This window comes from Acetobacter fabarum, from assembly GCF_022483405.1.
Taxonomy (GTDB): domain Bacteria; phylum Pseudomonadota; class Alphaproteobacteria; order Acetobacterales; family Acetobacteraceae; genus Acetobacter; species Acetobacter fabarum.
Genome location: NZ_JAKVNI010000001.1, coordinates 2,475,336 through 2,496,744 on the forward strand (window position 1 = coordinate 2,475,336; position 21,409 = coordinate 2,496,744).

At 60.7% G+C, this 21,409-nt stretch carries 16 protein-coding genes; 10 read left to right on the plus strand and 6 right to left on the minus strand.

The features are described 5' to 3' along the window. Positions 1 to 2 precede the first annotated feature (2 nt). Positions 3 to 458 (minus strand): GatB/YqeY domain-containing protein, encoded by a 456-nt coding sequence (locus LKE65_RS11545; RefSeq protein WP_278741430.1) that lies wholly within the window; start codon positions 456 to 458, stop codon positions 3 to 5. 181 nt (positions 459 to 639) lie between these two features. Between LKE65_RS11545 and carA the strand changes: the two genes are divergently transcribed. The 9 genes from carA (at position 640) to LKE65_RS11590 (ending at position 13,567) form a co-directional block, all read left to right on the plus strand. After that, positions 640 to 2,046, plus strand: coding sequence for a glutamine-hydrolyzing carbamoyl-phosphate synthase small subunit (carA, locus tag LKE65_RS11550; protein ID WP_278741431.1), 1,407 nt, complete (start codon positions 640 to 642; stop codon positions 2,044 to 2,046). A gap of 16 nt (positions 2,047 to 2,062) precedes the next feature. After that, positions 2,063 to 5,317 (plus strand): carbamoyl-phosphate synthase large subunit, encoded by a 3,255-nt coding sequence (gene carB / locus LKE65_RS11555; protein ID WP_278741432.1) that lies wholly within the window; start codon positions 2,063 to 2,065, stop codon positions 5,315 to 5,317. A gap of 143 nt (positions 5,318 to 5,460) precedes the next feature. After that, entirely contained in the window at positions 5,461 to 5,934 is a 474-nt protein-coding gene (greA, locus tag LKE65_RS11560) for a transcription elongation factor GreA (protein ID WP_025827198.1), read from the plus strand. 1 nt (position 5,935) lies between these two features. Next, entirely contained in the window at positions 5,936 to 7,132 is a 1,197-nt protein-coding gene (locus LKE65_RS11565; RefSeq protein ID WP_086647164.1) for a threonine ammonia-lyase, read from the plus strand. Between the two features lie 171 nt (positions 7,133 to 7,303). After that, a complete protein-coding gene (gpmI, locus tag LKE65_RS11570; RefSeq protein ID WP_278741433.1) occupies positions 7,304 to 8,842 on the plus strand; it encodes a 2,3-bisphosphoglycerate-independent phosphoglycerate mutase in 1,539 nt (512 codons plus the stop codon). Continuing rightward, the gene (locus LKE65_RS11575; RefSeq protein ID WP_278741434.1) at positions 8,843 to 10,288 is read left to right on the plus strand and encodes a murein hydrolase activator EnvC family protein; all 1,446 of its coding nucleotides are present in this window, start codon (positions 8,843 to 8,845) and stop codon (positions 10,286 to 10,288) included. It begins immediately after the preceding gene. A gap of 182 nt (positions 10,289 to 10,470) precedes the next feature. Next, a complete protein-coding gene (locus tag LKE65_RS11580; RefSeq protein WP_086647161.1) occupies positions 10,471 to 11,919 on the plus strand; it encodes a S41 family peptidase in 1,449 nt (482 codons plus the stop codon). Between the two features lie 26 nt (positions 11,920 to 11,945). Next, entirely contained in the window at positions 11,946 to 13,061 is a 1,116-nt protein-coding gene (locus LKE65_RS11585; protein ID WP_165925020.1) for a divergent polysaccharide deacetylase family protein, read from the plus strand. Continuing rightward, on the plus strand, positions 13,061 to 13,567 hold the full coding sequence (locus LKE65_RS11590; protein WP_095348964.1) for an RNA pyrophosphohydrolase: 507 nt from the start codon (positions 13,061 to 13,063) through the stop codon (positions 13,565 to 13,567). Before LKE65_RS11585 ends, LKE65_RS11590 begins: the two co-directional genes overlap by 1 nt. Before the next feature lie 130 nt (positions 13,568 to 13,697). On the opposite strand, the gene LKE65_RS11595 is transcribed toward LKE65_RS11590, so the two are convergent. From LKE65_RS11595 to LKE65_RS11615, 5 genes are all read right to left on the minus strand, one after another. Beyond that, a complete protein-coding gene (locus LKE65_RS11595) occupies positions 13,698 to 15,275 on the minus strand; it encodes a DHA2 family efflux MFS transporter permease subunit (RefSeq protein WP_086647159.1) in 1,578 nt (525 codons plus the stop codon). Then, a complete protein-coding gene (locus LKE65_RS11600) occupies positions 15,272 to 16,480 on the minus strand; it encodes an HlyD family secretion protein (protein ID WP_165925022.1) in 1,209 nt (402 codons plus the stop codon). Before LKE65_RS11600 ends, LKE65_RS11595 begins: the two co-directional genes overlap by 4 nt. Before the next feature lie 167 nt (positions 16,481 to 16,647). Continuing rightward, complete coding sequence (locus LKE65_RS11605) at positions 16,648 to 18,432, minus strand: ABC transporter ATP-binding protein (protein ID WP_278741436.1); 1,785 nt, start codon at positions 18,430 to 18,432, stop codon at positions 16,648 to 16,650. A 46-nt stretch (positions 18,433 to 18,478) separates the two neighbouring features. Further along, on the minus strand, positions 18,479 to 19,702 hold the full coding sequence (locus LKE65_RS11610; RefSeq protein WP_278741437.1) for a CCA tRNA nucleotidyltransferase: 1,224 nt from the start codon (positions 19,700 to 19,702) through the stop codon (positions 18,479 to 18,481). Beyond that, on the minus strand, positions 19,689 to 20,198 hold the full coding sequence (locus LKE65_RS11615; protein ID WP_233129198.1) for a DUF1285 domain-containing protein: 510 nt from the start codon (positions 20,196 to 20,198) through the stop codon (positions 19,689 to 19,691). Before LKE65_RS11615 ends, LKE65_RS11610 begins: the two co-directional genes overlap by 14 nt. 191 nt (positions 20,199 to 20,389) lie before the next feature. Between LKE65_RS11615 and LKE65_RS11620 the strand changes: the two genes are divergently transcribed. After that, positions 20,390 to 21,409 (plus strand): AAA family ATPase, encoded by a 1,020-nt coding sequence (locus LKE65_RS11620; protein WP_086647154.1) that lies wholly within the window; start codon positions 20,390 to 20,392, stop codon positions 21,407 to 21,409.

Sequence of the window (21,409 nt, forward strand, 5' to 3'; positions counted from 1 at the left end):
CCTCAACCCAGCAGTGCCTTCACGGCAGCACTTGCGCGGCTCATGTCCAAGGTAGCGCCAAACCGACCTTTGAGCACACCCATGACCTTACCCATATCCTTCATGGATGCAGCACCGGTGGAAGCAACGGCTTCTGCCACGGCGGCACTCAGGGTTGCCTCATCCAGTTCAGGCGGCAGGTAGCCACGGATCACGGCAATTTCGGCCTCTTCCTTTTCAGCCAGTTCGGGGCGCCCGGCATCCCGGTACAGGGTAGCGGATTCCGTGCGGGACTTGATCATACCGCGCAGGGCGGAAATGCCTTCCTCCTCGCTCAGCCCTTCATGCCCCTTGGCGCGGCCTGCAATTTCCACATCCTTGAGCTTGGCCGTGACCATGCGAATGGTTGCAACACGCGCGCTTTCGCCTGCCTTCATTGCGGTTTTCAGGTCTGCCATCAGGCTTTCACGAAGGGTCATGCTTCTTCTACGCTCCATATGTGTTTATAATCGCTGCGCACCATACCACCCGGCACGGAAAAAAGCTTTACGGGAAAAAACTTCCCAGCACGCCACGCGTTCGGTTTTTGCGGGTGGGAAATTTCTTCCCACCTTACTGACATGCTGCTAGAAGAGCGCTCCGGGAGGAACCATTTTGCACATGCCCATGTCAATCGACTCCATTATAGCCCGCATTGGCGGAGCAGACGCCACGGCGCGGCTGACCGGCGTTGGCACCGAGGCCATTCGCAAATGGCGGCAGGCGCAGGCCATTCCCTCCCGCCATTGGCCAGCCATTGCACAGGCCACGGGTCTTTCCCTTCAGGACCTCCAGCCCGCACCCGCAGTTACAGACAGACCCTCCCCGCTTGCGGGAGGCAGCCAGACAGGATCATCCATGCCTCAAGCCCGCCCGGATGGCGCGACCGCCGCTCTTGTTCTCGCTGATGGCAGCGTATTGTGGGGGAAAGGCTTTGGCGCCTTCACACCCAAACCCGCCATTGGGGAAATCTGCTTTTCCACCAGCATGACCGGGTATCAGGAAACCCTGACCGATCCCTCTTTTGCCGGGCAGATCATTACCTTTACCTTCCCGCATATCGGCAATGTTGGCACGAACGCGCTGGATGATGAGGCCGTACGCCCCGCAGCCCTTGGGCTTGTGGTCAAGGAAGACCCGACCGAGCAGGCCAACTGGCGCGCAACCAGCAGCCTGGATGCGTGGCTCAAGCAGCACGGCACCCCCGGCATTGCCGGCGTGGACACCCGCAGCCTGACCCTGAAAATCCGTGACGGCGGTGCACAGACCGCAGCCCTTGTCTTCCCTGCCGATGGCAAGTTCGATCTGGACGCCATTGCCGCAGAAGTTGCCGCATGGCCGGGGCTGGAAGGCATGGACCTTGCCAAGGAAGTCACCTGTGCAGCACCCTATGACTGGTCCGAAGGTGTGTGGTCATGGCCAGACAACACCGCAGCCCCCACCGGCAAGCGCCGCAAGGTTGTTGCGGTGGACTACGGGGCAAAACGCAACATTCTGCGCTGCCTTGTAAGTGCTGGCTGTGATGTGACCGTAGTCCCCGCCACCACCACGGGTGAGCAGATCCTCGCCCTCAAGCCCGAAGGTGTGTTCCTGTCCAACGGTCCGGGGGACCCGGCAGCCACGGCCACCTACGCCGTTCCTGCCATCCGCACCGTGCTGGAAGCAGGCATACCGCTGTTTGGCATCTGCCTTGGGCACCAGCTTCTGGCACAGGCTCTTGGGGCCAAGACCTACAAAATGGAACGCGGCCACCGGGGCGCCAACCAGCCCGTGCAGGACCTTGCAACCGGCAAGGTGGAAATTACCAGCCAGAACCACGGCTTTGCCGTAGATGCCAAAACCCTGCCCGACGACGCGCATGTGACCCATGTCAGCCTGTTTGACGGCTCGAACGAAGGGCTGGCATCCGACAAATACGCAGCTTTTTCCGTCCAGTATCACCCCGAGGCAAGCCCCGGCCCGTCAGACAGCTTTTATCTGTTTGAACGGTTTGTCACCCTGATCGACACCAACGGCGTCAAGCACTAACAGGACCGAACGCATCATGCCCAAACGGACAGACATCCGCTCCATCCTCATCATCGGCGCCGGTCCCATTGTTATCGGTCAGGCGTGCGAATTCGACTATTCCGGCGCACAGGCCTGCAAGGCCCTGCGGGAAGAAGGGTACCGGGTTATTCTGGTCAACTCCAACCCCGCCACCATCATGACCGACCCCGGCCTTGCGGATGCCACCTATGTGGAGCCCATTACGCCAGAAGTGGTCGAACGCATTATCCTCAAGGAAAAGCCAGACGCAGTCCTGCCCACCATGGGCGGGCAGACGGCCCTGAACACGGCCATGGCGCTGCATGCCTCGGGCTTTCTGGAAAAGCACAATGTTGAGCTGATCGGCGCCAAGGCCGACGTGATCGACCGTGCGGAAGACCGCCAGAAGTTCCGCGAGGCCATGGATGCCATTGGCATTGAAAGCCCGCGCAGCTTTATTGCCCATACGCTGGCCGAAGCGCACGAAGCGCTCAAGCAGATTGGCTTCCCCACCATTATCCGCCCTTCCTTTACCATGGGCGGCTCCGGCGGTGGCATCGCCTATAACCGGGAGGAGTTCGAGCGGATCATCCTCTCGGGGCTGGATGCGTCCCCCACCACGGAAGTGCTGGTTGAAGAGTCCGTTCTGGGCTGGAAAGAGTACGAAATGGAAGTTGTGCGCGACACCGCGGACAACTGCATTATCATCTGCTCGATCGAAAACATCGACCCCATGGGCATCCACACGGGTGACTCCATTACCGTAGCCCCCGCCCTTACGCTGACCGACAAGGAATACCAGCGTATGCGCGATGCCTCCCTGGCCTGCCTGCGCGCCATTGGGGTGGAAACGGGCGGCTCCAACGTGCAGTTTGGCGTAAACCCCGCCGACGGCCGCATGGTGGTGATCGAGATGAACCCCCGCGTCTCGCGCTCCTCGGCCCTTGCTTCCAAGGCTACGGGGTTCCCCATTGCCAAGGTCGCAGCCAAGCTGGCTGTGGGTTACACGCTTGATGAACTGAAAAACGACATCACGCGCACAACCCCGGCCTCCTTCGAGCCGACCATTGACTACGTTGTGGTCAAGATCCCGCGCTTTACGTTTGAAAAATTCCCTGGCGCACCGGCCCTGCTCTCCACCTCCATGAAGTCGGTCGGGGAAGCCATGGCCATTGGCCGCTCCTTCTCCGAAGCGCTCCAGAAGGGCCTGCGCTCGATGGAAACCGGGCTGCATGGGCTGGACCCCGTGGAAGCCCCCGGCGACGGTGGGGAAGATGCCTTCCGTGCAGCGCTCTCCCAGCCGCGGCCGGAGCGTATTCTCATGGCAGCTCAGGCGCTGCGGGCTGGCCTGTCGGTTGAAGCCATTCACGAAGCCTGCAAGTTTGAACCGTGGTTCCTGCGTGAGATGGAAAAAATCATCCATGCGGAACGGGAAGTCGAACACCACGGCCTGCCCAAGGATGCGCAGAGCCTACGCCGCCTGAAAGCCCTTGGCTTTTCTGATGTGCAGCTCTCCCGCCTGTCGGGCACGCAGCCTGAAGAAGTGGACCAGCTCCGCACAAAAGCGGGCGTTACCCCCGTTTACCGCCGGATTGATACCTGCGCGGGTGAGTTCGCCTCCGCAACGCCGTACATGTATTCCAGCTACGAAGGGCATTTTGCCCCCCCGACCTGTGAATCCAACCCGACGGACCGCGAAAAGATCATTATTCTCGGCGGTGGCCCCAACCGTATCGGTCAGGGTATCGAGTTCGACTACTGCTGTGTGCATGCCGCCTACGCCCTGCGTGAGGCTGGGTATGAGACCATTATGGTCAACTGCAACCCCGAGACGGTCTCCACCGATTACGACACCTCCGACCGCCTGTATTTTGAACCCCTGACCGCCGAGGACGTAATTGCCCTGATCCGTTGCGAACAGCGTAACGGCACGGTCAAGGGCTGCATTGTACAGTATGGCGGCCAAACCCCGCTCAAGCTCTCCCGCGCGCTGGAAGCCGCTGGCATTCCGCTGCTGGGCACACCGGCAGATGCCATTGACCGTGCGGAAGACCGTGAACGCTTCCAGGCCATGCTGCACAAGCTTGGCCTGCGCCAGCCCGAAAACGGCATTGCCCGCAGCCCCGAAGAAGCCGAAAGCGTAGCCGAGCGCGTAGGCTACCCCGTGGTTGTCCGCCCATCTTACGTGCTGGGCGGCCGGGCGATGGAAATCGTGTATGACCGCGCCTCCCTCCAGCGTTACATGCGTGACGTGCTGCGGGTTGCCGGGCATGAGATTTCCTCCGGCCCGATCCTGCTCGACCGCTACCTGAACGAAGCGATTGAAGCAGACGTGGACTGCATTGCCGATGGCACGGATGTGTACGTCGCCGGCGTTATGGAACACATTGAAGAAGCGGGCATTCACTCGGGTGACAGTGCCTGCGCCCTGCCGCCCTATACCCTCTCCCCCGCCATTGTGACCGAGCTCAAGGCCCAGACCGAAGCCATGGCCCGCGAGCTTGGCATTGTGGGGCTGATGAACGTCCAGTACGCCATCAAGGATCAGGAGATCTTTGTGCTCGAGGTCAATCCTCGCGCATCGCGCACTGTGCCGTTTGTGGCCAAGGCAACGGGTGTGCCGGTCGCCAAGATTGGCGCACGGGTTATGGCAGGCAGCAAGCTGAACACCTTTAATCTGGACGACCGCGCCGTGGTGCCGCATGTGGCCGTCAAGGAAGCGGTGTTCCCCTTCAACCGCTTTGCGGAAGTGGACACCATCCTTGGGCCGGAAATGCGCTCCACGGGTGAAGTCATGGGGCTGGATACTTCGTTCGAGCGGGCTTTTGCCAAGTCCCAGCTTGGGGCTGGCGTGCGCCTGCCCATGAGCGGCACGGTGTTCCTGTCCGTGCGGGAAAGCGACAAGCCCCAGCTGCCGCCACTTGGCCGCCTGCTGGCTTCCATGGGCTTCAAGATCGTGGCCACACGGGGCACGGCACGCAAACTGCGTGAATCCGGGATTGAGGTCAGCGTGGTCAACAAGGTGCTTGAAGGCCGCCCGCACTGCGTGGATGCCATTCGCTCCGGTGAGGTGCAGATGGTCATCAACACCGCACAGGGTGCGCAGTCGGTGGCAGACAGCTTTGACATCCGCCGCTCGGCCCTTGTACTGGGCATTCCGCACTACACCACCATGGCGGGCGCGCGTGCGGCAATCCATGCGATTGCGGCAATGCGTGAAGGACCGCTTGATGTTGCGCCACTTCAGTCATACTTTAGCGGTTCGTTCTGAGCGCACGGGGTAGCCTTTAGGGCTGCCCCATCCGTTCCATGCCGGGCCAAACCCCACGAGTGTGAGGCGTCACCCGACGCGATTATTGTGTAACTACTGCGCCGGGCCAGCAGGCCCGGCAGCTTTTATTCTGGGGACACGTCTTGCAGAAAACTCCAATGACGGGCAAGGGTCTGCTTCAGCTTGAAGACGAGCTGCGCAAGCTGAGATCAGAAGAACGCCCAGCTGTTATCCGCGCCATTGCGGAAGCCCGCAGCCATGGCGACCTTTCGGAAAACGCTGAATACCATGCCGCGCGCGAGCGCCAGTCCTTTATTGAAGGGCGTATTCAGGAACTGGAAGAACTGATCTCCACCGCCGAGGTGATCGAACCTTCCTCCCTGTCTGGCAGTCATATCAAGTTCGGTGCGACCGTGTGCCTTGTTGACGAAGATACGGACAAGGAAATCACCTACCAGATCGTGGGCCTGCACGAGGCGGACATCAAGCAGAGCAAGATTTCCATTTCCTCCCCGCTCGCCAAATCCCTGATTGGCAAGCAGGAAGGTGACACCGTTTCCGTGCCCGCTCCCGGCGGGGACCGGACTTACGAAATCCTGTCCGTCAAATTTATCTGACATGATCTCCCTCGAAGATGTCACCGCCGCGGCCGAGCGCATTCGTGGCAAGGTTATCCGCACGCCAACACTGCCCTCCCACGCGCTCTCCCGCGCAACGGGGGCGGATATTACGCTCAAGCTGGAAAACCTTCAGGCCGTTGGCTCCTTCAAGGAACGCGGAGCCGCCAACAAGCTGGCTCTGCTGACCCCGGAGGAACGCGCACGCGGTGTTATTGCCGTATCTGCTGGCAACCATGCACAGGGTGTGGCCCGCCATGCCAGCCTGCTGGGCATTGACGCGGTTATTGTCATGCCCAAGTTCACGCCCACCGGTAAAGTGGTACGCACCCGCAATTGGGGTGCGCGCGTGATACTGGAAGGTGAAACTTTTGCCGAAGCCCTGATGTTTGCACAGGACATGCAGGCGCGCGAAGGCCGGACCTTTGTGCACCCGTATGATGATGCCGCCGTTATGGCAGGTCAGGGCACCTGCGCACTGGAACTGCTGGAAGATGCGGGCGAGCTGGACATGCTGGTAGCCCCCATTGGGGGTGGCGGCCTGCTGGCGGGCTGCTCCATTGCTGCGCGCGCACTGCGCCCGAACATGGAGCTGATTGGCGTGCAGGTTGAATCGTACGATTCTCTTGCGGCTTTCCCCGGCCCGGCCACACACCCCAATGGTGGTTCCACCATTGCCGAAGGCATTGCCGTACTCCAGATTGGCAAGCAGACGGATGTGGTCATTCGCAAGCAGGTGGACAAGGTTCTGGTTGTTTCCGAATGCGCGATTGAAAACGCCATTACCCTGCTGGCCGAAGGTGCAAAACAGGTGAGCGAAGGGGCCGGAGCCGCTGCTCTTGCCGCTGTGCTGACCTACCCCGACCTGTTCCGGGGTAAAAAGGTGGCTCTTCCCATCTCTGGCGGGAACATTGACAGCCGCATTCTGGCCAACACCCTCCTGCGCGCCATGCTGCGCGACGGGCGCATCCTGCGGCTGGTTATGGAAATTCCCGACCGCCCCGGCGTGCTGGCCGATATTTCCAAAACCATCGGGGAAGCTGGTGGCAATATTATAGAAGTCTCGCACCAGAGGCTTTTTGCCGCTCCCTCCGTGCAGGCTGCCCAGCTTGAGGTGATGATAGAAGCGCGTGACCCCGAACACGCAGCCCTTATTACCAAGGCGCTGGAACGCACCTACATCGTACGCAGGGCCTGAAGGCTTTATTGCACTTTGGAATAAACCCTGAACGGGGTGGTGGAAGCAGTTCCACCACCCCGTTTTTGTATCCACCCGCCTACCCTGCTGCGCGACCTCTTTATCTTCCCCACGTTTTGGTGGCATTATTCATGCAGAACCAAAAAAAACATAAAAATGAGGTCCAACACCATGCCATCCACCCCGCAGTCCCCCAAGCGCACTGCCATGCTGGTCATTCTTGACGGATTTGGCTGGCGCGAAGACTCGTCAGACAATGCGGTGCAACTGGCCAGAACACCCAACTTTGACCAGTTGTGGCAGGCCAACCCGCACAGCTTCCTGCGCACAAGCGGGGAGGACGTGGGCCTACCTGCGGGGCAGATGGGCAATTCGGAAGTCGGGCACCTCAATATTGGCGCAGGCCGGGTGGTCATGCAGGAACTGCCGCGTATTTTTACCGCCATTGAGGACGGGTCCTTGGCGCGCAGCCCGGTTTTGACTGATTTTATTGCCACGCTCAAAAAAACCGGTGGCACCTGCCACCTTATGGGGCTGATTTCCAACGGTGGGGTCCATTCCCATCAGGACCACGCAGCAGCCCTTGCCCGCATTGTCAGTGACGCAGGCATACCCGTAGCCCTGCACCTGTTTACCGATGGCCGCGATACAGCCCCCCGCTCGGCACACACCTACCTGCAACAGCTCCGCGCGGCTTTGCCTGCCAGTGTGCAGCTTGCCACCATATCGGGCCGCTATTACGCCATGGACCGCGACAAACGCTGGGACCGGGTGGAAAAAGCCTACAACGCTCTGGTCAGTGCCACCGGCCCGCAGGCCAATACGCCGGAAGAAGTTGTGGACGCGGCCTATGCGCAGGATGTGTCGGACGAATTCATTCTCCCCACCGTGCTGGCAGGCTATACGGGCATGCAGGATGGGGATGGTATTCTGTCCTTCAACTTCCGGGCAGACCGTATCCGCCAGTTAATGGATACGTTGCTGGAGCCGGATTTTGCAGGCTTTGCCCGCAGCAAAACGGTGCATTTTGCCGCAGCTCTGGCCATGACCCACTACAGCGATGCACTGGCAGGGCGCATGACCGTTCTGTTCCCGCCGGAAGAACTGACCAACCTGCTGGGCGAGGTAGTCGCGCAGGCAGGTCTCCGCCAGCTCCGTATGGCGGAGACGGAAAAATACCCCCATGTCACCTACTTCATGAATGGTGGCCGCGAAAAACTGTTTGAAGGCGAAGACCGTATTCTGGTGCCTTCCCCCAAAGTGGCCACCTACGACCTGCAACCCGAAATGTCAGCACCGGAACTGACCGACAAGGCCGTAGCCGCCATTAAAAGCCGGGAATACGACCTGATCGTACTCAACTTTGCCAACCCGGACATGGTGGGCCATACCGGGGTGCTGGCCGCGGCCATTACCGCCGTGGAAGCCGTGGATACCGGTCTGGGCCGCATTGCCCGCGCGCTGGAGGAAGAACACGGAATCCTGCTGGTAACAGCCGACCACGGCAACTGCGAAACCATGAAAGACCCGCAGACAGGCGGCCCGCACACCGCCCATACGCTTAACCTTGTGCCCTTTATTGTTGCCGGTGCCAGCGCAACAAAACTGCATGATGGCGGCAAACTGGCTGATCTGGCCCCGACCCTGCTTGATGCCCTCAACCTGCCCAAACCCGCCGAAATGACAGGCCAGTCCCTGCTTGCGCACTGAATGAGCACTCCCCGGCCATTTTTTTACGCCACAGGCCCCTCTGCCAAAACAGGTGGCACACTGGTCGGGGCAGCATTGCTGCTGGGGGTGGGCCTGTTCTGCCCCTTACAGGCAGTCTGGGGAGCAGAGCACACACACCACGCCCGGCAGGCCGGCGCCACCAGCGCGCACAAAAAAAAGCATGCCAGCCAACAGGGCACACCAGCTCCGGATACCCTGCCCAATGCGCGCCCCCCAGCCCACGGCAAGGTGGGGCATTCCGTTTTGCAGGCTCAGGCGGCGGTAGAAGCCGCCCGCGCGCAGCATCTGGCCATGGAGCAGGAAAAAAAACGGCAGGCAGAAGCCATAGAGGCATCACGCCTTAAAAACGAAGCCGCACAGGCAGCGGCCATGCAGGCCAGAAATCAGGCGCTTGCCCTGTCTGCGGCAACCGTGGCCGCAACCAGCCAGTTGCATGATACGGAACAGCAGATCTCCGACCTGAGCGAGCGCATTAACGCAATCCGGGATGAACAACGGAACCTGCAAAACGCCCTGCGCACCAGCGCACAGGCCCTTGCCCCCATTCTGCCCTTGGCTGAACGCTTATCCCTTTACCCGTCCGATACCCTGCTCGCAGCCCCTGTACCACAGGGGGAGGCCGTAACCGGGTTTTTGATCCTGCGGGGGTTATCTCGCCAGATGGAAGTGCAGGCACAGGGCATGCGCACCCAGCAGGCGCGCCTGAGTGCTGTGGATGCGGACCTTTCCGCCCAGTACGCAACCCTTGCGGGGCTAAAGCAGAACCAGCGCCAGCAGCGTGATACCGTACGCCAGCAGGCTGCCCGTGCCCGCATAACCCAGCAACAGGCCAGCAAACTGGCGCAAAACACCGCACAGCAACTGCTTGCCGCAACCCAGCGCGCCTCCAGCCTGCAGGATGCGATTGCCCGGCTGGACGCGCTGGAAGATACCGCCCGCGCCGCCCTACAGCGCGAAATTGCCGCCGCCGAGCAGGCCCATCAGGCCGAGCGGGTACGGGCCGCCCGCCAGCAGGAGGCCACACTCAGCCAGAACCAGGGGCCGGGTCTGGCTGAACACAGCACAGGCACGGGCTCACAACCTGTGGCGGGCAAACTGGTTTCGGGCTGGGGGGTTGCCAGCGATTCCGGCCCCACAACCGGCATGACGTACCGCACCCCACCGGGGGCAAGTGTACGGGCCCCCTGTTCTGGCAGCGTGGACTTTGCCGGAGCATTCCGCAGCTACGGGCAGATGGTTATTTTAAACTGCGGGCGGCATTACCGCTTTGTTCTGGCAGGACTTTCCGAACTGAGTGTGGACACGGCACAGAGTTTGACAAAAGGCGCACCCGTGGGACACATGAGTGCAGCAGGCAGTTCCGCCACACTTTTCATTCAACTGCGTAACGGACAAAAAACCGTCAACCCCGCTCCGTTTCTGTAAAGAGAGAGGCGGGTTGCACGCTCAGGCTGTTTCCCTCTGTTGCGGAACACGCTAGTCTTGCGCAATATGCCGCCATGCTCCGGCACGGCGCGCAACGCACCCGACCATGGTTGGTGCGCGCATTTGAAAAGACAGGAAGAACAAGCGCACGGGCAAAGCCCTGCGACAGGAGACAAGATCGCATGAAGTTCCGCACAGGTCTGATGCTCGGCGCCGCAGCCATGACCGGCCTTGCCCTGACTTTTCACCCCGGATACCACAATGGCGCTGGGTTCCTGAGCACACCGGCTCAGGCGGAAAGCACCACCCCGGACGCCTCCCCCACCACCAACCATGCGGAAACCTACCGCCTGCTGACCCTGTTTGGCACGGTGCTGGACCTTGTGCGGGCGGATTATGTTGAGCCTGTTTCCGACCGGGACCTGATCACCAACGCCCTGAATGGCATGCTCAGCGGTCTGGACCCCCATAGCTCATACATGACCCAGAAGCAGTATGATGACATGATGGTGCAGATGAAGGGCGAGTTTGGCGGCCTTGGGCTGGAACTCCAGCAGCAGGACGGCCACATCCGCGTTGTATCCCCCATTGATGGCACACCGGGCTTTCGCGCCGGGATCAAGCCGGGCGACTACATTATTGCCGTGGACGGCCACACCATAGACGGCACACCGCTGGATGAAGCGGTTAAAAAAATGCGCGGCAAGGCCAATACCAAAATCACCCTGACCCTTGTGCGTGAAAAAACCCCCAAGCCCATTACGGTTACCCTGACGCGCGAGATCATTCATATCGACGTGGTTAAATCCGCTCTGTACGACCGGATTGGCTACCTGCGCATCGCCCAGTTTAATGAAACCACGGAAAAAGAGCTGCTCAAGGGCTACAACACCCTCAAGCAGCAGGCCGGTGGCAAGCTTGGCGGTCTGGTGCTGGACCTGCGGAACGACCCCGGCGGCCTGCTTGATCAGGCGGTAGAGGTTTCCTCCAGCTTCATCCGCTCGGGCGAGATTGTTTCCACCCGTGCGCGCCACGCCAAGGACAGCCAGCGCTGGGATGCGCATGGTACGGATATTACAGACGGCCTGCCCATGGTGGTGCTGATCAACGGTGGCTCGGCCTCCGCATCGGAAATTGTGTCCGGCGCACTGCAAGACCACCACCGCGCCGTGCTTATTGGCACACGCACCTTTGGCAAGGGCTCCGTGCAGTCCATTATTCCCATTCCCGGCAACGGGGCCGTACGCCTGACCACCGCGCGTTACTACACGCCTTCGGGCCGCTCCATTCAGGCACTGGGCATTACGCCTGATATTGTGGTCAAGGAAACGCGAGAAGACCCCGCCTTCAGCCTGCGCGAAGCGGACCTTGAGCATATCCTTAAAAATCAGGGCGGCAACCAGACCAAGGCGCAGCCCCGTACGGACCTGCCCGCCATTGCCAAGATCATTCCCGACCAGCCACCCGCCAACTGGCCGGAGTTTGAATACAACAAGCCCAACACAGACTTCCAGCTACAGGAAGGCCTGCGTGTTGTACGCTCCATGGCTGGCCTGCCTGCCCCCGACCCCACGGCATCCCTGCCCCCGGTCAAGCCAGCGGCCAAAACCGACTGTTCAGCCCATAACTAACGCGTAGCAGGTACAAGGCAGTGGTCATGCAGACACCCCCCTTATGGCAGCAACTGCCGGCCAATGGCCGGTTGTTCATCCGCTTTTGGGGGGGGGCTTTTGCTGCAACGGCTGTTCTGGCTCTGGCCCTCCAGATGATGGGACCACCCCACCTGATTGCCGGTGGGGACGATATTGATACCGTGGCAGAACCGGGCAACAAAACCGGCACTGGTGCCCACCTTGTCAACATTCCCCCTCCGCAGGCCGGGCTGCTGGACAAGAGCGCTGGACCGGGCGGCTTTCCCCTACCCAAGCGGGGGCCACATGGTGCCCTGCCACGGCAGGTTTACGCAGCCCCCACAGTAGACGTGCCCCCCGGCACCCCAATGGTGGCACTACTGGTGGATGGTGTCGGCCAGTCTGAAGACCTGACAAAAGAAGCCATTGCCGCCTTGCCCGGTCAGGTATCTCTTGCCGTCTCCCCTTATGTGGCGGACCCGGATGCCATTATGGAGGCAGCCCGCCAGCACCAGCATGAACTGCTGCTCTCGCTCCCCATGCAGGGGGATGCTGCAAAAACAGCCGATGCAGGCAAGGATGCCGCGGCCGACAGCGAAGGCCCCAAAGCATTAGGGGTTCTACTTTCTGCCCAGCAGAACATGGAAAACCTGAACTGGTCTTTGTCCCATCTGGCGGGCTATGTCGGGGTTACCAATGCCTTTGACGGGCAGAATGGTGGCGGGTTCCCCAATTCCAGCGGGTTCAAATCCATTCTCTCTGCTCTGGACCAGCGCGGCCTGCTTTACCTGAACGCAAGCCCCGATACCCGTATTGAGAGCAGCAATGCAGTCGGCACCGCTGATGTAAGCATCAACACCGACGAAGACATTGTAAATATCGACATCCAGTTGCTTAAACTCCAGCAGCTTGCCCGCCAGAACGGGCGTGCCATTGGTGTGCTTGGCCCCCTGCGCCCTGTTGCTCTGGCCTGCCTGCGGGCATGGCTGCCCCACCTCAAGGATGTGGGCATAACGCTGGTACCAGTCAGCCAGCTGATCCAGCCCCCGGACCCAGCCAGCCTGCCCCAGCCTGCCAGCAACGGCCAGATGCACGTCAACCTGACCAACCCGGCCCCCCGCATGATGGGAGGCAGCCACTAATGCCTGTTGACCCAAACACCTTGCCCTACCGCCCCAATGTCGGGGCACTGATTTTTAATGCCGAAGGTCAGGTGCTTATTGCCCGCAGGACCGACATGCCCGGCGCAGGTGGTCCGCTTTCGCAAGGAACATGGCAATGCCCACAAGGCGGGATAGATGAAGGGGAAGACCCCCGCACCGCTGTCCTGCGTGAAGTCGGGGAAGAGCTAGGCACAAGTCACGTCCATATTCTGGCCGAACACCCGGAATGGATTGCCTACGACCTGCCAGCCGCACTCATTGGCCATGCCCTTGGTGGGCGCTACCGTGGCCAGACCCAGAAGTGGTTTGCCCTGCGCTTTACCGGCACCGAAGCCGACATTCAGCTGGACAGCCACCTGCCTGCCGAATTTGATGCATGGATGTGGATTGACCTGCAAACTTTGCCCAACTGTTCAGTCGGTTTTAAAAAGCCGATTTACGAGCAACTGGTCAGGGATTTTGCCCGCTACGCCGTGGCAGGCTGAACCACAAGCTTTGCACTCTCTGCACCTTTGAGCAGAGCTGAACGCCCCAAAAACAAAAAAGCCATTGGTCTGGAATAAAACATTTCCAACCAATGGCTTTTTTTAATGCTGGTCTTACACCCTATGGGCGTTAGTGCGCACCTTTGGCTTTTCCATCACCCCGAAGGGGGGAAAGCAAAAAGCAGAGTGGCACACACAAAAATGCGCCAATGCCCAGAATCATGAAGACCTCGTTATAAGACAACATGGCCACCTGACGCGAAAATTCCTGAAACAGGGTATGCTGTGCTGCCGCATCGGCCAGCCCCTCTGGCGCGCCACGCGCTATGGCTGCCTGCCGCACCTGTTCCTGATACTCATTGAACGGCTGATGAAACGGCGTCATCCAATGCACCATATAGGACTGATGCGCCTGTTTGCGCTCGGTCAGCATGGCTGTTGCGCCGGAAATAGCCAAAGACCCCAGCACGTTACGCGCCATACTGAACAGGGCCGAAGCATCGGGGTTCAGCCGTTCGGGAATAGTGGAATACGCAATGGTGGAAAGCGGCACAAACAGAAAAGCCAGGCATGCCGTCTGGCTCATGCGATACAGCATGAGGTGTTTGAAATCCAGCAATGGCAGCAACTGGGCTGAATAGAACAACGATACCCCCATAAGCGTAAAGCCTATGGCAATCACGTTGCGCACGCTGGTCAGTGTCATCAGCTTACCCACCACGGGAATAAGCACGATAACGGCAATACCACCGGGGGAAAGCAGCAGCCCGGACAAGGTTGCCGTGTACCCCATAACCTGCTGGGCAAACTGCGGCACCACAATGGCCGAAGCATAGAGCAATGCCCCCATGGCCCCCATAAGGGCCGTGCCCACGGCAAAATTGCGGTCCTTGAAAACACGCAGGTCCACAGCGGGTTTATCGGTACGCAACAGCCAGAAAACAGCGCCTGTCAGGCCCAGAAAAGCCAGAACACCCATAATGCGGATAAAGGTGGAGCCAAACCAGTCTGCATCCTCCCCACGGTCCACCATGACCTCGAGGCAGCTAAAGCCCAGAGTAATCAGGCTGATGCCAATAACATCCACCGGGGCTTTCTGCTTTTGTGCCCATGGCGGGTCTTCCACCACGGCCATGACCCCTACGGTGGTCAAAAACCCGAATGGCACGTTGATGAAAAAGATCCACCGCCATGAGAAGTTATCGGTAATCCAGCCCCCAAGGGTTGGGCCAATAACCGGCCCCACAACCGCGGCAATGGCGGTTAGCCCAAAGGCTGCCGCGCGTTTGGCGGGGGGGAAGCTGTCCAGAATAATGGATTGCTGGTTGGGCTGTAGCCCACCACCAAAAAACCCCTGCATAAGCCGGAACACAACTAGCTCACCCAGACTGGTCGCCATACCACACAGGAAGGACGAGACCGTGAACATGACAATACAGATAAGAAAATAGCGTTTGCGGCCAAACACTTTTCCCAACCAGCCCGAAATGGTGAGCACAATGCCATTGGCCACCAGATAGGCTGTGAGCGTCCACGTTGAATCATCATACGTGCTGGAAAGACTACCCGCGATATGCGGCAGAGACACGTTGACAATGGTGGTGTCCAGAATCTCCATGAACGCTGCCATGGTCACCACAAACGCAACGGTCCATGGATTATGCTTTGGCTTCCACCCGGCCGACACAGCCCCTGCCTGTGCACTCATGGAGCGGTCTGCCCGCCGTTACCCACGCCTGCGCTGGAAGGCGCATCGGACGGAGGGGCATCGGAATGGCCCTGCGTATCCACATGCACCGTTGGTTCAACCGACAGGCCAAGGGCCAGTGGCTGGTCGGGGTTCAGGCCATCATCAATCAGGATTTTAACAGGCACACGCTGCACGATCTTGACGTAGTTGCCGGTCGCATTTTCGGGCGGGAAGGCGCTAAAGGTCGCCCCTGTGCCTTTTTGCAGCGAATCAATATGCCCATGCAGTTTAAGGCTGGGGTAAGCATCCACCCGGATGTCCACCTTCTGGCCGGGGCGCATTCTGGTGATCTGCGTTTCCTTGTAGTTGGCGACAACCCAGACTTCGGGCTCCACAATGGCAAACAGGCTCTGGCCCTGACGGACGTAATTGCCCTGCTCGATGTTACGCTGGGAAATCCAGCCGTCATGCGGGGCGCGGATAACGGTCCATTCCACGTTCAGCGCGGCAGAAACCAGACTGGCCTGCGCGGCCTTGACCTGCGCTTCCTGCTGCGAAATCTGCACGGCTGCGTTTTCAATATTCGGCTGGACGGGCTGGGCCATCTGCACCGCACCTTCGGATGCCATGACCCGTGCCTGTGCTGCTTCCAGCGCAGCCTTGGCATAATCTATATCCTGCTGGGACGTTGCGGCACGTTCCACACCATGCTGGCGGCGATAGTCTGTTTCCGCCTTGAAAAGCTGCGCCTTGGCATCCGCCAGCTGGCCCTGCGCCTGCAACAGCTTACCGGGGAATTCCAGCAGCGCCACGCGGTGCATCATGTCACTCGCCTGTGCGGCGGCCTGTGCATTGGCCAACTGCGCTGCGGCCTTGTCTTTTTCCGCCACCCAGTCACGCGGGTCAATGCGGGCCAGAATCTGGCCTTTGCGCACAAACTGGTTATCGTTCACCAGCAGTTCGGTTACGTAGCCACCCACATGCGGTGCAATGGTAATGGAGCGCCCTGCGGTAAAGGCGTCGTCCGTTTCCACCTCATTACGGGTCATGAACCAGTATAGCCCGCCTGCCACAACCAGACAGCCAATAACGCCGGAAAGAATAACCTTGCCCCGGCTGCTCTTTTTGGCCTGCGGCTTATCGGCCGATGGCTGTTCCGCAGCACTATTCTGCTCCGGCGCAGGGGGGGATGATAAAGACTGCTCGTTATGGTCGTCGGCCATTCTGTTCCTTGCCCTCTCTAACACATCCTGCGCGGCATTTTTGCGGTCAGATGCTCTGACCGACCAGTTCGGTCAGTATGTGCCACGTTCATATCCCTGCATCAAGCGCCACATAGGCCCCCATGCCCATAATTTGCGTTTATACCAGCAAAACCGCCAGCAGTTTTCTAGCGGTCCAGCCCCTGTGTTCTCACCAGACGGGCATAAAGCCCATCTTGCTGCATCAGTTCATCATGCGTGCCGCACTCCACGGCACACCCATCCTTCATGACCACCACCATGTCCGCCGAGCGCACGGTGGACAGGCGATGGGCTACAATAAGTGTTGTCCGCCCCTTGCGCAGCGTGGCCAGCGCATCCTGCACCAGTGCTTCGTTCTCACTATCCAGAGCACTCGTGGCTTCATCCAGCAAAAGCAGGCGGGGGTTGCGCAGCAAGGCCCGTGCAAGTGCCACCCGCTGCCGCTGCCCGCCCGACAGGCGCTGCCCACCCGGGCCGACCACCGTATTATACCCGTTGGGCAGGGCCTGAATAAACTGCTCCGCCGCCGCAGCCTGTGCGGCAGCAGCGACCTCCGCATCGGAAGCTCCCGGCCGACCAATGAGAATATTATCGCGCACAGACAGGTCAAACAGCAGCGGGTCCTGACTAACATACGCCATGCTGTTCCGCAGGCTTTCCAGCTGCACATCCCGCAGGTCCATTCCATCCAGCAGGATACGACCGCCAGAAACATCATGCAGGCGAGGCACAAGGGACAATGCAGTGGACTTACCCGCCCCAGAGGAGCCGACCAGCGCAACCGTGCTACCCGGCCGGGCATCAAAGCTTAAATGCTCAAGGCCCACGCGGCCATCGGCATAAACAAAGCGGACGTTCTCAAACACAAGGTGCCCACCACCAGCGGGGAGCGGGCGGGCCTGCGGGCTGTCGGTTACGGCTGGTGGGTCATCCACCACGGCAAATATGCGCACCAGCCCGGCCAGCCCTTCCTGCAAGGCGGCATTAAGCGAACCAAGGGCACGCAGCGGGCGCGAGGCCAGCAGCAAAGCCGCCACAAAGCCGGAAAAATCCCCCAGCGTGGCCCCACCCATGGTAGCCCGCCAGCCAGCAAAGCCCAGCACTGCGGCCACGGCCACACCACCCAGCGTTTCCAGCATGGGCTCCACCCTTGCTCGGCCACGGGTAATCCGCAGCATGGCCTGATACAGATGGTTGAACGACAGAGCCGCCCGCGCGCCCTCGCTTTCCTCCAGCCTGTAAACACGCACCGTGCGCGCCTGCGCAAAACTTTCGGTTAAAAAGGCAGCCGTTTCCCCCACCCGTTCCTGCATGCCGCTGGAGGCGCGGCGTACCCGCTTGCCCAGCCGCTGGAGGGGAACAGCCGCTATGGGGTACAGCACTGCTGCTATCAGGCTGAGTTCCCAGTCCATGTACACCATGGAGATAATCAGCCCCACAACCGTAACCACGTCCCCTATGCCGCTTACGGCGCGGATCATGGCATCGCGGATAATAACGGCATCCGTTGTAAACCGTGCAGCCAGCTTGGCCGGGGCCTCCCGCTCCACATGGGCGATGTCGGTCTGGATAAGGTGGTCAAACATCTGCCCCTGCAAGCCACGGATCACCAGCAGCACCAGCCCGTGAGTTGCCAGTGTCTGCCCATACTGGGCCAGAGCCTTTGCCAAGGTAATTGCCACCACCAGCAACGGGACCTGAGACAGAATGCGCGGGTCGCGCGTGGCAAACATATCCAGCGCACGCTGGATAACCAGCGGGTACAGCGCTGTTAACACCGCCATAAGCACCGTAAAGACAAAAACGGTGACTATCCGGGCGGGGTAACGGCTGATCTGGGTTCGCCACAGCCGCATGAGCAGGGTGCGCGTATCATCAGGGCGCAGATGCGGGCGGGATGCGGGCCGGGGGGCATGGGGCTGGGACGTCATACCCTGTCTCTACCAGCCTCCCGGCCCTGCATGTAAGGGGCGGAACTCAGCTTTGTGCCGCTTTTGTGCCCAGATACAGTGCGATCTGTGCCCGGCATGCCTGTGCATCCGCATGGCAGCCGCCATCCAGCCACCACTGGCGGACAAGGCCCACAATACGCCCGACCTCCGGCCCGGCCTGCCCCCCCATGGCCAGAACATCCCGCCCCGCAACGGGAAAAGCCGGAACAGTCAGCCCGCACACCCTGTGCCTAAGCTGTGCAAATGTCGCTTTTTCCTCCGCCGTACGCGGCTGGGCGGCCTGATGCAGCCATATGCGCCCGGCCAGCACATCCGCCGGTTCTTCCGCCACAAGGCGGCGCAGTGCCACCTCGCTCATGCTCACGTCAGGCAGGGGGGCTGCTCTGCTCAAGGCGGCAAGCGCCCCGGTTTCGGCGCGGGAGAGTTTAAGGCGGCGGGCTACGGCTGCGGTGTGCATTGTCAGCCCTGCCAGCCGCAGCAATGCGTTTGCCGGGGCACCATCATCCAGCAGGCGTACGCACCGGTCCAGCGTATGCCCTTCTGGCAAAATGCGGGCCAGAACGCCCGTGCTGTCCATAAGGCGCAGAATGGCTGCCACATTGGGGCCAGCCAGAATACGCCGCAGTTCCATCCATATCCGCTCAACAGAAAGGCCATCAAGCAGGGCAACGCCGCAGGTTATGGCCTGCACGGCCTGCTGGTCTGGCGCGCCGTGCCCGTAACGTCCATAAAACCGGAAAAATCGCAGGATACGCAGAGCGTCTTCTTTAATCCGCAATGCGGGCGCGCCAACAAACCGCACATGCCCAGCCGCTAGATCAGCCTGCCCGCCAAAATAATCATACAGGACCCCGGCCTGATCGACCGACATGGCGTTTATTGTAAAGTCCCGCCGCTGTGCGTCCGCCTGCCAGTCCTGCGTCCAGCGGACAACGGCGTGCCGCCCGTCTGTTTCCATATCACGCCGGAGGGTGGTGATTTCGTACGGAGCGCCGTCCAGCACGGCGGTTACGGTTCCGTGTTGCAGGCCGGTCGCCACAACATGCGCCCCATATGCGCGCAAACGCTCCATGACCTGCTCGGGAGGTTCGGGGGTAGCCAGATCAATATCGGCAATCGGACGGTCCGCCAGCAGGTCGCGCACACACCCGCCCACAAGGCGCATGGCAGGCAGAACCTGCCACAACCGCGCCAGAGCGGCCTGCCGGGATGGGTCCAGCCCGTTTATGAGCGTGTCACGCGCCCCCATTGTCCACCGCCATCCGCGCTATGGGAAAAAAGCAGCCGCAGCTCCACACGCCCATGCAGGGCACTCCCTGGCAGGCTCCGGGCTCGGCCAGAGCAGCCAGTTCGTACCACACTGCGCGGGACAGGCGGGCTTCCAGCGGGTAGGCTCCCTCCCCCGCGCGTACGCTCAGGTACGGGGGGCACCCCTCCGGGCAGGCTTCGGGCGGGATGTCCCACACAGTCCGAATCGGGTGTTCGGAATCGGCCACCACCACTTCGTCCATATTGGTGCGAAAACTCAGCCGCTGCATGCGGCCCATGCCGGTCCAGTCCAGTTCCACCGCCAGAAAAGGAACGTCCTCAACCTCGATCAGCCCGCTTTCGAATGGTGTGCGCAACAGGTAGGCACCCTGCGCATTCCGCGTGAGCAGGGAGCCAAACAGGCAGGACATGGCCTTGCGTTTGATCTCGGACCCACGGTACAGCCACACGCCATCCCGCCTGACCAAAAACGGCAAACGCCTGTTTTCCGCCGTATCGGGGGTATCGGTCTCGTGCTTATCGTGGCACGAAAGGGCCTGCGCGCCGCTTTCCTGTTCACCTTTCACTGACTCACCATCCTGTTAATACGTGTCCTTGTGTTGTGCACAATGATATAGGGAGCTTACCCCGCTTGATGTAAGCCCTGCATGTAATTCAGACTGGATCCATGACCACATCAGACGCACCGTTCCCGGCACAACAGCCTTCCTCCCCCCCAGAAGTGCGGGAGGCAGATCGTATCTGTGAACGGCTTGCCGCCGTCCAGCAGGAAATTTCAACCGTCATTTTCGGGCAGGACCAGATTATCCGCCAGACACTGACCACCGTTCTGGCTGGCGGGCATGCCCTGCTGGTCGGGGCACCGGGTCTGGGCAAGACATTGCTGGTTACGACCCTTGGCACCGTGCTGGGGCTGAACGCCCGCCGCGTGCAGTTTACCCCCGACCTGATGCCCTCCGACATTACCGGCAGTGAAATACTGGACGAGGATGCAACCGGGCACCGCAGCTTCCGTTTTGTGCACGGCCCCGTCTTTACCCAGTTGCTGATGGCGGATGAAATCAACCGTGCCAGCCCACGCACCCAGTCTGCCCTGTTGCAAGCCATGCAGGAACACCGCGTGAGCGTGGCCGGGGTGGAATACCCCCTGCCCGAGCCTTTTCATGTGCTGGCAACCCAGAACCCCATGGAGCAGGAAGGCACCTACCCCCTGCCCGAAGCCCAGCTTGACCGCTTTATGCTCCAGATCGGGCTGACCTTCCCCGATGCTGCGGCCGAGCGCGCCATGCTGCTGGCCACAACCGGCGCGCAGAACAAACAGGCCCAGCAGGTCATGGACGCGCAAAGCCTTATGCAGGCGCAGGCACTGGTCCGGCGCATGCCTGTGGGTGAAAAAGTGCTCGATGCCATTGTAAACCTTGTCCGCGCGGCCCGCCCCCAGAGCACGTCCGATGCCACATTGCGCGAGCAGATTGCCTGGGGCCCCGGCCCACGTGCAGCACAAACGCTTATGCTGGCCAGCCGTGCGCGCGCGCTGCTGGATGGCAGGCTCTCCCCCGGTCTGGATGACGTAGCCGCACTGGCCCGCCCGGTGCTGGCCCACCGCATGGCACTGACCTTTGCCGCCCGGGCCGAGGGGGTCACCACGGATGATATTATAACCCGACTGCTCAAGACCCTGGGTTGA

Coding starts and splice junctions, on each gene's coding strand:
- LKE65_RS11605 (WP_278741436.1), bottom strand. CDS start 18,432: ATGACGTCCCAGCCCCATGCCCCCCGGCCCGCATCCCGCCCGCATCTG.
- LKE65_RS11575 (WP_278741434.1), top strand. CDS start 8,843: ATGAGCACTCCCCGGCCATTTTTTTACGCCACAGGCCCCTCTGCCAAA.
- LKE65_RS11620 (WP_086647154.1), top strand. CDS start 20,390: ATGACCACATCAGACGCACCGTTCCCGGCACAACAGCCTTCCTCCCCC.
- gpmI (WP_278741433.1), top strand. CDS start 7,304: ATGCCATCCACCCCGCAGTCCCCCAAGCGCACTGCCATGCTGGTCATT.
- LKE65_RS11595 (WP_086647159.1), bottom strand. CDS start 15,275: ATGAGTGCACAGGCAGGGGCTGTGTCGGCCGGGTGGAAGCCAAAGCAT.
- LKE65_RS11585 (WP_165925020.1), top strand. CDS start 11,946: ATGCAGACACCCCCCTTATGGCAGCAACTGCCGGCCAATGGCCGGTTG.
- LKE65_RS11545 (WP_278741430.1), bottom strand. CDS start 458: ATGACCCTTCGTGAAAGCCTGATGGCAGACCTGAAAACCGCAATGAAG.
- LKE65_RS11610 (WP_278741437.1), bottom strand. CDS start 19,702: ATGGGGGCGCGTGACACGCTCATAAACGGGCTGGACCCATCCCGGCAG.
- LKE65_RS11600 (WP_165925022.1), bottom strand. CDS start 16,480: ATGGCCGACGACCATAACGAGCAGTCTTTATCATCCCCCCCTGCGCCG.
- LKE65_RS11565 (WP_086647164.1), top strand. CDS start 5,936: ATGATCTCCCTCGAAGATGTCACCGCCGCGGCCGAGCGCATTCGTGGC.
- LKE65_RS11580 (WP_086647161.1), top strand. CDS start 10,471: ATGAAGTTCCGCACAGGTCTGATGCTCGGCGCCGCAGCCATGACCGGC.
- carB (WP_278741432.1), top strand. CDS start 2,063: ATGCCCAAACGGACAGACATCCGCTCCATCCTCATCATCGGCGCCGGT.
- LKE65_RS11590 (WP_095348964.1), top strand. CDS start 13,061: ATGCCTGTTGACCCAAACACCTTGCCCTACCGCCCCAATGTCGGGGCA.
- carA (WP_278741431.1), top strand. CDS start 640: ATGCCCATGTCAATCGACTCCATTATAGCCCGCATTGGCGGAGCAGAC.